This is a genomic window from Streptomyces sp. NPDC052301 (assembly GCF_044593395.1).
Classification (GTDB): Bacteria; Actinomycetota; Actinomycetes; order Streptomycetales; family Streptomycetaceae; genus Streptomyces.
Genome location: NZ_JBIUBE010000006.1, coordinates 133,393 through 146,766, shown reverse-complemented (window position 1 = coordinate 146,766; position 13,374 = coordinate 133,393). Strand labels below are relative to the sequence as shown.

Here is a 13,374-nt window from a genome sequence, read left to right as displayed (position 1 = left end):
CCCCGGGGGCACCCTCTTGTCGTCGAGGAACTACTGCACCGCCAGGAACGCCGACGTCAGCAGGGCCACACCCGACAGCCCCAGCACCCACGCCACCCGCGTCAGCCGCATCCCGCCCGCCACCACCACCGACGCCAGGAGCAACGCCCCACCCAACGGCACCCAGGCGTACAGGATCCCGGCCGGGCCCGAACGCAGCGCGTCAGCAGTCCCGGGCTTCAGGACGACGTCGTACGTCCGCCCCTTGCGCACCGCCACGGACTCCGCCAGCTCCACACGCGCGTGCGCCCGCGCCCCCGCCGACGCCGGCGCGAACGGCCCACTGCACGTGTCGCCCGAACAGGCGGTCACCCTCACCGTGCCCTGCTCACGCCCCTTGGTCAGCATCACGTGCTGCGCGGTCCCCCAGGAGCCCCACACCCCCGCGAAGAGAATCAGCGCGGCGAGGACACCCATCACCGAGACCCGCCCGAACCGCAACGCGGACACGGACGCCTGGCGAGCTGAGCTGGCTGAGGCAGGCATGGCCGGGATCATTGGCCAAACCCCCACGACGGGTCAACTCGCCTGTCCGCCGTAGAACTACATGTCAGGAGTTGTACGCGCCCTGCGCCCGCTCCAGCCCCTCGATCACCAGACACTCCACCGCATCCGCCGCACGGTCCACGAAGTAGTCCAGCTCCTTGCGCTCCGCCGACGCGAAGTCCCTCAGCACGAAGTCCGCCACCTGCATACGACCCGGAGGCCGGCCGATCCCGAACCGCACCCGGTGATAGTCGGAGCCCATCGCCTTCGTCATCGACTTCAGACCGTTGTGGCCGTTGTCCCCGCCACCCAGCTTCAGACGCAGCACCCCGTAGTCGATGTCCAGCTCGTCGTGCACCGCCACCACGTTCGCCACCGGCACCTTGTAGAAGTCCTTCAGCGCGTTCACCGGACCACCGGACAGATTCATGTACGACATCGGCTTGGCCAGCACCACCCGGCGGTTCGCCGGCCCCGCCGGACCGATCCGCCCCTCCAGCACCTGCGCCTGCGCCTTGCCCGCCCGCTTGAAGTTCCCCCCGATCCGCTCCGCCAGCAGGTCCACCACCATGAATCCGACGTTGTGCCGGTTCATGGCGTACTCCGGCCCGGGATTCCCGAGCCCGACAATCAGCCAGGGATCAGTGCTGACAGGGGTGCTCACGTCCATGTCTCCTTGATGCGCGCCAGCCGCCGCTCCCCGCGGGGGAAGCGGCGGCTGAACAGATGATGACGGCGAGGATCAGGCCTCGGCGACCTCTTCGCCCTCGGCGGCCTCCTCACCCTCGGTCTCCTCGGCCTGCGCGGCCAGGACCTGCAGGACGACGGCGTCCTCCTCGACGGCCAGGGTCACGCCGCCCGGGAGCTTGATGTCCTTGGCGTGGATGGAGGCACCGGCCGCCAGGCCCTCGACGGAGACCGTGACGGCCTCGGGGATGTGCGTGGCCTCGGCCTCGACCGGCAGCGCGTTCAGGACGTGCTCGAGCAGGTTGCCACCCGGGGCCAGCTCGCCCTCGGTGTGGACCGGGATCTCGACCGTGACCTTCTCGCCACGCTTGACCAGCAGCAGGTCGACGTGCTCCAGGAAGCCCTTCAGCGGGTCGCGCTGAACGGCCTTCGGGATCGCCAGCTCGTTGCTCTTGCCGTCGATGTCCAGGGAGATCAGGACGTTCGGCGTACGCAGCGCCAGCAGCAGCTCGTGACCCGGCAGGGTCAGGTGCACCGGGTCGGTGCCGTGGCCGTAGAGAACGACCGGAACCTTGTTGTCACGGCGGATGCGACGGGCCGCACCCTTGCCGAACTCGGTACGGGTCTCGGCGGCGAGCTTCACCTCGGACATGTGGATCACTCCTCGTAGGAACTGGGAACGGACGTGGTCACCCGGCCACGAACGGCCTGCTACGAAGAGCGCGTCGATAACGGACCGCCGTACACACGAGTACGGCCTCCCTCGCCGAGCAACTGAAGCAGTCTACTCGGAGGGGGAGGCCGTACCAAAAGGATCTACGGCTACCTCACGCGGAGGGGGCGCCGAAGGCGGTGCAGAAACCTCACTGCTCGTCGAAGAGGCTGGTCACCGAACCATCCTCGAAGACCTCACGCACCGCACTCGCGATCGTCGGAGCGATCGACAGCACCTTGATCTTGTCCAGATCCGCCGCCAGCTCACCCGGCGTCGGCAGCGTGTTCGTGAACACGAACTCACTCACCCGCGAGTTCTTCAGCCGGTCCGCAGCAGGCCCCGACAGCACACCGTGCGTCGCCGTCACGATGACGTCCTCCGCACCGTGCGCGAACAGCGCGTCAGCAGCCGCACAGATCGTCCCACCGGTGTCGATCATGTCGTCCACCAGCACACACACGCGCCCCTTGACCTCACCCACCACCTCGTGGACGGTCACCTGGTTCGCCACGTCCTTGTCCCGCCGCTTGTGCACGATGGCCAGCGGCGCACCGAGCCGGTCACACCACCGGTCCGCCACCCGCACCCGACCCGCGTCCGGCGACACCACCGTCAGCTTGTTCCGGTCCACCTTCTCGCCCACGTAATCCGCGAGCAGCGGCAGCGCGAACAGGTGGTCCACAGGACCGTCGAAGAAACCCTGGATCTGGTCCGTGTGCAGATCCACGGTCAGGATCCGGTCCGCACCCGCCGTCTTCATCAGGTCCGCGATCAGACGCGCCGAAATCGGTTCACGACCCCGGTGCTTCTTGTCCTGCCGCGCGTAACCGTAGAACGGCACGATCACCGTGATGGAACGGGCCGACGCACGCTTCAGCGCGTCGATCATGATCAGCTGCTCCATGATCCACTGGTTGATCGGAGCCGTGTGGCTCTGGATCACGAAGCAGTCCGCACCACGCGCCGACTCCTGGTAACGGACGTAGATCTCACCGTTCGCGAAGTCGAAGGCCTTCGTCGGGACGACCCCGACACCCAGCTGCTGGGCGACCTCCTCGGCAAGCTCGGGGTGGGCGCGGCCGGAGAAGAACATCAACTTCTTCTCGCCGGTCGTCTTGATCCCGGTCACAGCACTGTCTCCTCAGAGGTTGTCTCAGCCAGCCGGCTGCTCGGCGACCTCTCGGCTGGGCATGAGAGGCCGTATCAGCTGGTAAGGGTGCGGGTGCACGCGTGCGGATGTGCACTTATCACGGTACGCCGTGTTTGGCGCACCCGTTTCCCGTCAGTCCTCGCGCTCACCCCGCCCGGACGCCGCCTCGGCCGCCTTCGCCGCAGCACTGCCCGGACGCTTCCGTGCCACCCAACCCTCGATATTCCGCTGCTGACCACGGGCCACAGCCAGCGAACCAGGCGGCACATCCTTAGTGATCACAGAGCCGGCAGCGGTGTAAGCGCCGTCCCCGACCGTGACAGGAGCCACAAACATGTTGTCCGAACCCGTCCGGCAATGTGACCCGACCGTGGTGTGGTGCTTGTCCTGACCGTCGTAGTTCACGAACACACTCGCCGCACCGATGTTCGAGTACTCACCGATCGTCGCATCACCGACGTACGACAGATGAGGCACCTTCGTACCCTCACCGATCTTCGCGTTCTTCGTCTCCACGTACGTCCCGATCTTGCCCTTCGCCCCCAGACGTGTACCAGGACGCAGATACGCGTACGGCCCCACCGACGCCCCCGGACCCACCACGGCCCCCTCCGACACCGTGTTGTCCACCCGCGCCCCCGCACCGACCCGCGTGTCCCGCAGCCGGCTGTTCGGACCCACCTCGGCGCCCTCACCGACCTGCGTCGACCCCGTCAGCAACGTGTTCGGGTGCACCACCGCGTCCCGCTCGAACGACACGGTCACGTCCACCCACGTCGAAGCCGGGTCCACGACCGTGACCCCCTCCAGCATCGCCGCCGTCAGCAACCGGTCGTTGAGAATCCGGCGCGCCTCGGCCAACTGCACCCGGTTGTTGATCCCCGCGATCTCCCGGTGATCACCCGCCACCGACGCACCCACCCGGTGCCCGGCCGCCCGCAGAATCCCGAGCACGTCCGTCAGGTACTCCTCACCCTGACTGTTGTCCGTCCGCACCTGCTTCAGCGCCTCCGCCAGCAGCCGGCCGTCGAACGCGAACACACCGCTGTTGATCTCCCGGATGGACCGCTGCGCATCCGACGCGTCCTTGTGCTCCACGATCGCCGTCACGGCACCCGACGCCTCGTCCCGCACGATCCGGCCGTAACCCGTCGCGTCCGGAACCTCGGCCGTCAGCACCGTCACCGCGTTGCCGTCGGCGGCATGGGTCCCCGCGAGCCGCTTCAGCGTCTCGGCGGTCAGCAGCGGGGTGTCACCGCAGACGACCACCACGGTCCCCTCCACGGCCCCGCCCAGCTCCTCCAGACCCATCCGCACCGCGTGCCCGGTCCCCTTCTGCTGCGCCTGCACGGCGGTCCGGGTCTCCGGGTCGATCTCGGCGAGGTGCGCGGTGACCTGCTCACGGGCGTGGCCCACGACCACGACCAGGTTCTGCGGGTCCAACTCACGGGCGGCGGCCAGTACATGACCGACGAGGGAACGGCCGCAGATCTCGTGCAGGACCTTGGGTGTCGCCGACTTCATACGGGTGCCCTCACCCGCTGCGAGAACGACGACGGCTGCCGGGCGGATGGCGCTCACGGGGTTGCCCTTCGGCTGTGGGTGGTGGGGGTGACAGCCGCAGGATACCGGGGGAGGTTTCGGGGGGTATGAGTGCGGGCCCTGACCGGGGAGTCAGGGCCCGTATGTGAGCAGCTCCCCCATCAGGATTTGAACCTGAACTTAAGGGACCAAAACCCTCAGTGCTGCCTGATTACACCATGGGGGATGAAACTCGACTAAACCGGACATTCGGTTAGATCGCCGAGTCGGCACCCAACACTATGCCGTACCAAGAGCCTTCGATGCGACGGTACAAGTCGGCGCCTTTCAGGACTTTGATCACGAGGCACCCGCGGTAGTTGTCGCCGGTGTTCTTGCGGATCGTCTTGGGGTTGTGCTTCTTCAGGGTCGTCGTGTTGAAGACTGACGCGTCGGCGCCGACGAGGGCTGCCGAGTACTCCTCGGCACCCGCCACGTTTGCGTTCTCGTGGATCGTGACGGTGCAGCGCAGGCGCTTGCGCTCCACCCCGAGAAGGTTGGTCGTAGGGCCAGCCCTGGAGGCGTAGCTCACGGGTCGTTGTTGAAGATCTTCAGCTCGTCCCGGATCTGCCGGAGGCGCGTCCGGGTGGAATGCCGTGTTCCGTGATCGAACGGGAAGGCTTCACCAGTTCGAGGGATACCGGTGGGTTTCGAGGTCGTTCGGTTGCGGGGCGTGGTGTGTGGAGGTCGGCGAAAGTCGCCGGAAAAGGCATGGGGGCCGCCCGTAGGCTGGAGGCATGACCACGACGGGGGAAGAGCACGCCAGGGCCCTGAGCGGGCCTTGGTGGTGGGACAGGTGGCGCAGTGCGGTGTTCGACGGGTGTCTCGCGCTGGTGTCCGCCGTGGAGTGCGGTGCGGAGGGGGTTCCGTTCGCCCGGGACGCCGGGATCCCGGTGTGGTTCGGGGTCGCGTTCGGGGTGATCGCCGGTTCGGTGCTGTTGGTGCGGCGGAAGTGGCCGATCGCGGTCGTGCTCGTCGCCATCGCGATCACGCCTGCCGAGATGGGGTTCCTGCTGGGCGTCGTCGGCCTGTACACGCTGGCGGCGTGCGAGCTGCCGCGGCGGGTGATCGGTGCGCTGGCGGGGATGTCGTTGCTGGGGACGGCGGTGGTGACGTTCGTGCGGGTGCGGCAGGACATGGCGCGGGGCGATCTGACGCTCGGTGACTGGTTCGTGCCGTTCGCGGCGGTGACGACGGCGTTGGGGCTGACGGCTCCGCCGGTGTTGCTGGGGCTGTACGTGGGGGCGCGGCGTCGGTTGATGGAGAGTTTGCGCGAGCGGGCGGATTCGCTGGAGCGGGAGCTCCAGTTGCTAGCGGAGCGGGCGGAGGAGCGGGCGGAGTGGGCGCGTAACGAGGAGCGGACGCGGATCGCGCGGGAGATGCATGACGTGGTGGCTCACCGGGTGAGTCTCATGGTGGTGCATGCGGCGGCGTTGCAGGCGGTGGCGCGGAAGGATCCGGAGAAGGCGGTCAGGAACGCTGCTCTGGTGGGGGACATGGGGCGGCAGGCGTTGACCGAGCTGCGCGAGATGCTCGGGGTGTTGCGGGCGGGGGAGGACGTGGGCCGGCGTGCGGCGGGGGTGTCGTTGGCGGCGGTGCGGGAGGCTGCTGTTGCGGCGGCGTCGCGGGTGGCGGTGGAGGACGGGCCGTGGCTGGGGGAGCTGGAGGAGTTGATCGGGCAGTCGGCGGCCGCGGGGATGGTCGTGGATCTGTCGGTGGAGGGGGAGGTGCGGTCGTATGCGGCGGAGGTGGAGCAGACGGCGTACCGGGTGGTGCAGGAGGCGTTGACGAACGTCCACAAGCATGCGGCGGGTGCGAAGACGCATGTGCGGTTGGCGCATCGGGTGTCGGAGATCGCGATGCAGGTGGAGAACGAGCCGCCGCCGGAGCCGGGGTCGGCGTCGGCGGCGGGGTTGCCGTCGGGTGGGAACGGCCTGGTGGGGATGCGGGAGCGGGTCGTGGCGCTGGGTGGGGTGTTCGTGTCGGGGCCGACGGATGCGGGTGGTTTCCGGGTGTCGGCGGTGATTCCGGCGGTGTAGTGGCCCTGTGTCGGGGTGGTGGGGTCAGCCTGCGGTGAGGCGTGCGGGCTGGATGCCGGTGACGAGAGTGGCGAGGGCGTGGTCGATGTCGGGGCCTGCGTACCAGTCGCCGGTGTGGTCGATGGTGTAGACGCGGCCTTCGGTGTCGATGGCGAGGAGGGCGGTGGTGTCGGTCTCTTCGCCGAGGGGGCTGAGTTCGGTGCCGAGGGCGCGGCCGAGGTCGCCGAGGGTGCGGGCGTGGTGGAGGCCGTGGAGGGGGTCGAGGTGGAGGGTGGCGGGGGCGATCTGGCGGCCGGTGCCGGTGGGGGTGATGTGGAGGCCGCCGAATTCGGCCCAGGCCTCGACGGCGGCGGGGAAGACGGTGTGCCGGTGTCCGGCGGGTGAGGTGTGGTCGCGGAGGGTGTCCGCCCAGATCTCGGCTTGTTTTATGTCCCAGCGTCCGGGTTGCCAGCCGGCGGCGCGGAGGGCGGCGTCGACGGGGACGGGGAAGCGGGTGGTGGTGCGGTCGGGGTGCATCTGCCCTTCGTTCGTCGTGCCGGCGGTGTGGTGCGGGTGGTACTGGGGTTGACGGTGGTTCTCAGCCGTCGGTTGCCGTCGGGTCGACGATGCGGACGCCGAAGTGGGCGGTGAGGGCGGTGCAGGCGCGGCAGGGGGCGGCGAAGCTGCCGTGGAGGGGGTCGCCGTCCTCGCGTATGCGGCGGGCGGTGAGTTTGGCTTGTTTGAGGGCTTTGCGTGCTTCGCCGTTGGTCATGGGTTTGCGGGCGGCGCGTTTGCTGCGGGCGTTGTCGGCTGCGGTGATGTGGCGGGAGATGAGGATGGTCTCGGCGCAGCGGCCGGTGAAGCGGTCGCGTTGGGTGCTGGTGAGGGTGTCGAGGAAGTCCTGGACGAGGGGGTGGAGGGTGGGGGGCCGGTCGCCGCGGGCGGCGGTGCCGGTGAGAGTGGCGCCGCGGACGGAGAGGGCGGCGGCGATGGTGGGCAGGATGCCGTCGCGGCGGTGCCGGAGGGTGGGGGCGGGGGGTGTGTCGGTGCCGCTCCAGCCGATGCGGGGGTCGCCGGCCCGCATGTCGGCACCTCCGGTCTGCAAGGCGTTCATGATTGTTTTCCCCTCCCCGGGCATCCCCTCGAAGGACACAGGGTGCCAAATGCCGTGGCTGGTGCGGAAGCTGGGGCGGTGCGACACGCCCGGGCGGGTGTGGGTGGTCACGGTGGGCTGACGGCTGGTCACGGAAGTGGAGGGGTGGTGTCCGCGGGGTTGCGGTGGGCCGGTGACCGGGGTGCGCGTACCGCATAGGCTGTCGCCGTTCGCGATCGACACCGCCGTTCAGGCCAGAGATGACGCCGCAGGGGGCAACCGCCATGACGACAGGTCGGCTCGGGCAGCAAGCCGCGCCGCCGAACGCGGCCTACGCCGGGCAGGTCGTGCACTTCCCGGATCCGGTCCGGGCGGCTCGTCACCCGAGAGGGGTACGGGTCGATGAGCATGGTTACCCGGATTTCTCGCCGTACGCGCGCGTGGCGGTGGAGATCGCCGAGCCGCCGGAGGGGTTCGGGGTCGACGAGTTGCGGCTGACGGACTACGTGTCGGCGAACGCGGCGCTGGCGGCCGAGGAGCACGAGCTCTGGGACACGGTGCCGGATGTGGCGACGCCGCACGGTTGGACGTGGCATCACGTGGTGGGGACGCGGCGGCTGGAGTTGGTGCCGGTCGAGGTGAAGGCGTTGCTGCGGCATCACGGCGGGGTGGCCACGACGCGGGTGGATCATGCCAAGCGGGGGACGCGGCCGTTGCAGGAGACGCGGCCGGCGCATTTCGGGCTGCCGAAGTCGGGTGTGGCGGTGTCGGAGGCGCAGGTGCAGGGCGTCGAGGAGGATCTGGGGTATCGGCTTCCGGGGGCGTACCGCTCGTTCCTGAAGGCGGCGGGTGGTTGTGCGCCGGTGGGTACGGCGCTGGACGCCGAGTTGGGGCTGCTGGTGGACCAGCCGTTCTTCACGGTGCGGGACGAGGCGGCGGTCAATGACCTGGTGTACGTCAACAAGTGTCTGCGCGACCATCTGACGAAGGACTACCTGGGTGTCGCGTTCGTGCAGGGCGGGCTGCTCGCGGTGAAGGTGAAGGGCGAGCGGGTCGGTTCGGTGTGGTTCTGTGCGTACGACGATGTGCGGGACGTGGATCCGTCGTGGTCGGCGGCGGAGCGGGTGGAGCGGTTGTTGCTGCCGTGCGGTGACGACTTCGATGGCTTCCTGTCCCGGCTGGCGGGCAACCCGCCGGAGTTGGAGACGGTGGCGAATCTGATGGTGGACGGCGGTTTCGCGCATGTCGTCCCGGTGTCTTCCGGCTCGGCGTCTTCCGGCCCGGTGGGGGAGTGAGCTTCAGGCGATGGTGACGTACGCGCAGGCGCAGGAGCGTGCCGAGGAGTGGATCAACGGTGACGTGCCCGCGTATCAGCATCGTGAGGTGCGGGTGCGGGAGTTCGAGCTGGGTTTCGTCGTGTGGGGCGAGGACCGGGCGGAGGGGCCGCGGTCGGACGCGGGTGCCCAGCGGCTGGTGATCGCCCGGGACAGCGGTGAGGCGACGCTGTGGCCGGGGCTGCCGGTGGGTGAGGTGATCCGCCGGTACGAGGAGGAGTACGGCCGTGCCGAGGAGCCGCAGGACGCGGTTCCGTCGCCCGCGGCGGCTCGGGTGGACTTGAATCAGACGTCGTTCCTGCTGACTCCTCCGGAGTGGTTGCAGGAGGCGGCGGACAAGCTGGGGATCGGTGAGCGGCCGGCGGCTTCCGGGGCTGGTGGCTCGGGTGCCGGTGCTTCGGGTGCCGGTGCCTCGGGTGCTGATGCTGGTTCTGCGGCTGGTGCTGCGGCCTTCGGGGGCGGGCTGGCGGAGACGCAGGCCGGGGCGCCTGCTCCGGTGGACGTGCCCGCGCCTGCTCCGGTGGACGTGCCCGAGGGGGCGACGCCCTGGGCGGGTACCGACACGAATGCGGAGGTCGGCGAGGAGGACCGTTCCGTGCCGCTGCCGGCGACGGTGTTCGCGCCGCCGCTGAGCGACTCGGGCGACGACGTCCCGCGGCCTCCGGTGGCCGCGCCGGACGCGAAGACGGCGTTGATCTCGGGGGGCAGCCAGCTGCCGCCGACGGCGGTCGCCCCGGCGCTCGACCCTTCGAACGCGCCGGGCGCGCAGGCCGGCCCGCCGGTTCCGGGTGGTGTCTCCGGGGTGCCGGGGGCGCCCGTTCCGCAGGGGAGTACGCCTCCGCCGCCTCCGGGCGCGCCGTCGTACGGCCACCAGGTCGCGCCCGGGACTCCGCCCGTGCCGGGGGCTCCGCAGGGCGGCACGCCCCCGCCGCCGCCTCCGGGCGACCGGTCGTACGGCTACCCGCAGGGGCCGGGCGCTGCGGGGTACGGCTATCCGCAGGCTCCGGGTGGTGCGCCGAACGCGCCGCAGCCTCCGGGCGGTCCGGACGTCTCCGGGCGGCGGCTCGCGCCGAACGCCGGGGACATCGCGGATGCCGCCACGAGCAAGGCGGCGCCGCCCCCGAAGAAGGCGCGTGGTGGCGTCGGTGCGCCTCCGCCGCCGCCGGGCGCTCCTGGCATGCCGGGTGCGCGCCCGGGGAGTGCGACACCGCCGCCCGTGCCGGGTGCACCGGGTGCGCCTGCGGGTGGGTACGTGCCGACGCAGTTGGTGTCGGCGCTCGGGCCCGAGGGACCCGAAGGTCAGGGCGTTCCGGGTGCTCCGGGTGCGCCGAACCCGCCTGCCGCGCCCCCTGGCGCCCCGGGCGGTACGCCTCCGGGCAACGTGCACCCTGCCGCCACGGTGCTGGCGGATCCCAGCCTGCTGGGCGGTGGCGCGCCTCAGGCTCCGGGCGGTCCGGGCGGCCCAGGGGCTCAGGGAGTGCCGGGTGCTCCCGGTGCTCCGGGTGTTCCTGCCGCTCCGGGTGTTCCTGCCGCTCCGGGTGCTCCGGGTGCTCCGGGTGCTCCGGGTGCTCCGGGCGCGCAGGTCCCGCCGAGCGCTCCGGGCATGCCCAGCCCGCCCGGCGCCCCCGTGACTCCGGGCGCCCCGCCCGTGCCCCCGGCTCCCGGAGCACCTGGTGCCCCCATGCCCCCCGCCCCGGGCGCTCCGCAGTTCCCGGGGGCCCCTGGCGGCCCCGGTGTGCCCGACGGGCCCGGTGTCCCCGGTGGCGGGCGTGGGGCCGTGCATCACGCGGAGACCGTGCTGGCCGCGCCTCCGGTGGCCGGGCCGGGGGCGCCCCCGCCCCCGCCCCCGCCGCCGCCCGTTCCGGGTGCTCCGGGCATGCCGGGAGCACCGGGCATGGCCCCGGGTGCTCCGGGCGTCCCGCAGCCGATGCCGCCCGGTGCGATGCCACCGCCCGGCGCCGTGCCGCCCGGTGCGATGCCGCCGCCCGGCGCCGTGCCGCCGGGTGCGATGCCGCCGCCAGGGGGGCCGATGCCCGGGCAGCCCCCGGCGTACGGGTATCCGCAGCAGGGGCAGCCGACGGTCGGTCCGGGATATCAGGCCGTGCTGCGCTATCGCGCGCAGGACGGCTCGGAGCAGCAGCTGATCCGGCGTTCGGCGCCGGGTACGCCGCACCCGGAGTGGCAGATCTTCCATGAGCTGCGGACGATGAACGTGCCGCCGGACCAGGTGCTGGAGCTGCACACGGAGCTGGAGTCGTGTGAGCTGCCCGGTGCCTACTGCGCGCGGATGATCCGGGAGCAGTGGCCGCAGGCGCGGATCGCGAGCATCGCGCCGTACGGCACGGACCATGCGAGCCGGCAGCAGGGCATGCAGCAGTTGCTGGCGCACCAGGGCGAGTTGCACCAGGTGGCGGACGGTCCCGCGCGGCCGGCGCCGGTGCGGGCGCCGTTGCCGCCGGTGCAGGCGGCGCCGCCGATCCCGCCGGAGGGCATCGCGCAGGAGCTGGCGGCCGCGTTCGGGCCGGGGGTCTTCCGGTTCGAGCAGCAGGCGGTGTCCCGGCAGGGTGTGCCGCCGGTGGTGGCGCACACGCTGGTGGTGGCCGGCCTGCCGACGGACATGGGGCCGTTCTTCTGGGCGCAGGCCCAGCCGGGGCGTCCGGTGCCGACGCTGGCGGAGCTGGCGGCCGAGCGCGGGGTGCAGCCGGCGGCGGACGCGGGCTCGTACCTGGTGATGGGCTCCGACTTCGGCAAGGCGCTCTGCGTGCAGTACGGGACGGCGAACATCGTGGCCGTGCCGGTGGAGGCGGGGCCGGGCGGGGCGCCGGTGCCGCCGCAGTTCGTGAACACGGGGCTGCCGGAGTTCGCGCGCTGCCTGGCGCTGCTGGGCCGGATGTGGCGTCTGAGGTTCGGGTTGAACCAGGAGCAGGCGGGCCGCTGGACCGTCGACTTCCAGGCGCAGCTGGCCGCGCTGGACCCGGCGGCGCTCGGTTCGCCGGAGAGCTGGTGGTCGGTGCTGCTGGAGCAGATGTGGGACGGGCTGCTGTAGGGCGGGCCGGACCTGTGTGAGCACATCGTGCCCTTCACGCGCCTGCGTGAAGGGCACGATGCGTTTCCGGATGTCTTTCCGGATGCCTTTCCGGCCGAAGGAGGTGTCCGTTCGCAGCAGGCCGCCGCCCCGGGGGACCACCCATGAGGATCACCCGTGTGGCAGAGGCGCCGGAGGCTGCCTTCGCCGCCACACCGATCGCGAGGTGCAATGTCTCGACCGTGACGTGACAGCGGAGTGTCGCGTTATGAGCGGTTACGTCCGATCCATCAAGATGTGCGCGAAATCATCCTGTCGTGTAGGTCCGGTGGAGAGGGGTTCCCAGGGTGAGCAGCGCATCGATGCCGCCGCACGACTTCGCGACGGTCCGGGGGCGCGGCTACCGCCCCGACCAGGTCGACGCCTACCTGGAGGCGCTGTCCCAGGACCGGGACGCCGCGTGGGAGCGCGCCGCCCGTCTGACGGTGCTCGCCAAGGACATGGAGGCGGAGGTCGTACGGCTGCGCGAGGCCGTCGCCCGGCTCGCGCCGCAGGAGTACGAGACCCTGGGGGAGCGTGCGCGGCGCGTCTTCCAGCTCGTGGTGCAGGAGGCGGCGGACCTCACCGAGGGCACGCGGCGGGCGGCGATCGAGCAGGTCGCGCAGGCCGAGGCGTACGCCGAGAACCTGCGCCGGACGGCCCAGGAGGCGGCGGACGCGCTGCGCGTGGAAGCCGACGAACGCGCCCGCCAGCTGCTCCTCGCCGCCCGCGCCCAGGCCGACGACCTCCGCATCGGTGCCCGGCGCGAGGTGAAGCAGGGCCGCGGGGAGGCCCTCGGCGCGTTGCGCGAGGTACGGCAGCGCACCACCGGCATGCTCGCCGAGCAGTCCCGCGAACACACCGAGCGCTGGGCCGCGGCCGAGCGCGAGGAGGCCGAGACGGCGGCCGCCTCGGACGCCGGGTACGCCGAGCGGACGAGCCGGGCCGAGGCCGCCCTGTCGGACGCCGAGCGGGCCCTGGAGGAGGCCAGGGAGTCCGCGCGCCGCGGTCAGGAGGAGGCGCACGCGCGTGCCGCCGAGATCGTCGCCGACGCGCGCGTGCGCGAGGAGTGCATCGCCCGGGAGACCGAGCGGGTGCTGTGCGCGCACAGTGAGACCTGGGAGAGCGTCCAGGCCCACATGGACTCCGTGCGCGACAGCCTCATCTCGCTGACGGGCAGGGCGGCGGCCCTGGAGTAGCCCCGGTA

11 protein-coding genes and 1 pseudogene are annotated in these 13,374 nt (G+C 71.3%); 4 read left to right on the top strand and 8 right to left on the bottom strand.

Translation table 11 applies throughout. The features are described 5' to 3' along the window. Positions 1–30: 30 nt before the first annotated feature. From ACIHEJ_RS18350 to ACIHEJ_RS18325, 6 genes and pseudogenes are all read right to left on the bottom strand, one after another. Positions 31–537, bottom strand: coding sequence for a hypothetical protein (locus ACIHEJ_RS18350; protein ID WP_400136450.1), 507 nt, complete (start codon positions 535–537; stop codon positions 31–33). 52 nt (positions 538–589) lie between these two features. Beyond that, positions 590–1,195 (bottom strand): aminoacyl-tRNA hydrolase, encoded by a 606-nt coding sequence (gene pth / locus ACIHEJ_RS18345; protein ID WP_400136447.1) that lies wholly within the window; start codon positions 1,193–1,195, stop codon positions 590–592. A 72-nt stretch (positions 1,196–1,267) separates the two neighbouring features. Beyond that, entirely contained in the window at positions 1,268–1,864 is a 597-nt protein-coding gene (locus ACIHEJ_RS18340) for a 50S ribosomal protein L25/general stress protein Ctc (RefSeq protein WP_400136445.1), read from the bottom strand. 211 nt (positions 1,865–2,075) lie between these two features. Next, a complete protein-coding gene (locus ACIHEJ_RS18335) occupies positions 2,076–3,056 on the bottom strand; it encodes a ribose-phosphate diphosphokinase (protein ID WP_366010771.1) in 981 nt (326 codons plus the stop codon). Between the two features lie 153 nt (positions 3,057–3,209). Next, a complete protein-coding gene (gene glmU / locus ACIHEJ_RS18330; protein ID WP_400136441.1) occupies positions 3,210–4,658 on the bottom strand; it encodes a bifunctional UDP-N-acetylglucosamine diphosphorylase/glucosamine-1-phosphate N-acetyltransferase GlmU in 1,449 nt (482 codons plus the stop codon). A gap of 214 nt (positions 4,659–4,872) precedes the next feature. Continuing rightward, positions 4,873–5,157, bottom strand: a pseudogene (locus ACIHEJ_RS18325) (hypothetical protein); the annotation flags it as partial. Between the two features lie 238 nt (positions 5,158–5,395). On the opposite strand from ACIHEJ_RS18325, the gene ACIHEJ_RS18320 reads away from it, so the two are divergent. Beyond that, positions 5,396–6,697, top strand: coding sequence for a sensor histidine kinase (locus ACIHEJ_RS18320; RefSeq protein ID WP_400136439.1), 1,302 nt, complete (start codon positions 5,396–5,398; stop codon positions 6,695–6,697). Between the two features lie 24 nt (positions 6,698–6,721). Here the strand turns inward: ACIHEJ_RS18320 and ACIHEJ_RS18315 are convergent, their stop codons facing one another. Both ACIHEJ_RS18315 and ACIHEJ_RS18310 read right to left on the bottom strand, forming a co-directional pair. Further along, positions 6,722–7,213: an SUKH-3 domain-containing protein gene (locus tag ACIHEJ_RS18315; RefSeq protein ID WP_400136437.1), complete on the bottom strand. Its 492-nt coding sequence runs from the start codon at positions 7,211–7,213 to the stop codon at positions 6,722–6,724. A 61-nt stretch (positions 7,214–7,274) separates the two neighbouring features. Further along, entirely contained in the window at positions 7,275–7,790 is a 516-nt protein-coding gene (locus tag ACIHEJ_RS18310; RefSeq protein ID WP_400136435.1) for a YwqJ-related putative deaminase, read from the bottom strand. Between the two features lie 263 nt (positions 7,791–8,053). Here ACIHEJ_RS18310 and ACIHEJ_RS18305 point away from each other — a divergent pair, with 263 nt between their 5' ends. The 3 genes from ACIHEJ_RS18305 (at position 8,054) to ACIHEJ_RS18295 (ending at position 13,366) form a co-directional block, all read left to right on the top strand. Then, positions 8,054–9,064 (top strand): SMI1/KNR4 family protein, encoded by a 1,011-nt coding sequence (locus tag ACIHEJ_RS18305; RefSeq protein ID WP_400137479.1) that lies wholly within the window; start codon positions 8,054–8,056, stop codon positions 9,062–9,064. 10 nt (positions 9,065–9,074) lie between these two features. Further along, positions 9,075–12,149: an SUKH-4 family immunity protein gene (locus tag ACIHEJ_RS18300; RefSeq protein WP_400136433.1), complete on the top strand. Its 3,075-nt coding sequence runs from the start codon at positions 9,075–9,077 to the stop codon at positions 12,147–12,149. Between the two features lie 326 nt (positions 12,150–12,475). After that, a complete protein-coding gene (locus tag ACIHEJ_RS18295; protein ID WP_400136430.1) occupies positions 12,476–13,366 on the top strand; it encodes a DivIVA domain-containing protein in 891 nt (296 codons plus the stop codon). Positions 13,367–13,374: the final 8 nt, after the last annotated feature.

What these genes read in the sequence shown, in the direction of transcription:
- ACIHEJ_RS18300 (WP_400136433.1), top strand. Translation starts at nt 9,075, where the DNA reads ATGGTGACGTACGCGCAGGCGCAGGAGCGTGCCGAGGAGTGGATCAAC.
- ACIHEJ_RS18350 (WP_400136450.1), bottom strand. Translation starts at nt 537, where the DNA reads ATGATCCCGGCCATGCCTGCCTCAGCCAGCTCAGCTCGCCAGGCGTCC.
- pth (WP_400136447.1), bottom strand. Translation starts at nt 1,195, where the DNA reads ATGGACGTGAGCACCCCTGTCAGCACTGATCCCTGGCTGATTGTCGGG.
- ACIHEJ_RS18310 (WP_400136435.1), bottom strand. Translation starts at nt 7,790, where the DNA reads ATGAACGCCTTGCAGACCGGAGGTGCCGACATGCGGGCCGGCGACCCC.
- ACIHEJ_RS18340 (WP_400136445.1), bottom strand. Translation starts at nt 1,864, where the DNA reads ATGTCCGAGGTGAAGCTCGCCGCCGAGACCCGTACCGAGTTCGGCAAG.
- ACIHEJ_RS18320 (WP_400136439.1), top strand. Translation starts at nt 5,396, where the DNA reads ATGACCACGACGGGGGAAGAGCACGCCAGGGCCCTGAGCGGGCCTTGG.
- ACIHEJ_RS18315 (WP_400136437.1), bottom strand. Translation starts at nt 7,213, where the DNA reads ATGCACCCCGACCGCACCACCACCCGCTTCCCCGTCCCCGTCGACGCC.
- ACIHEJ_RS18305 (WP_400137479.1), top strand. Translation starts at nt 8,054, where the DNA reads ATGACGACAGGTCGGCTCGGGCAGCAAGCCGCGCCGCCGAACGCGGCC.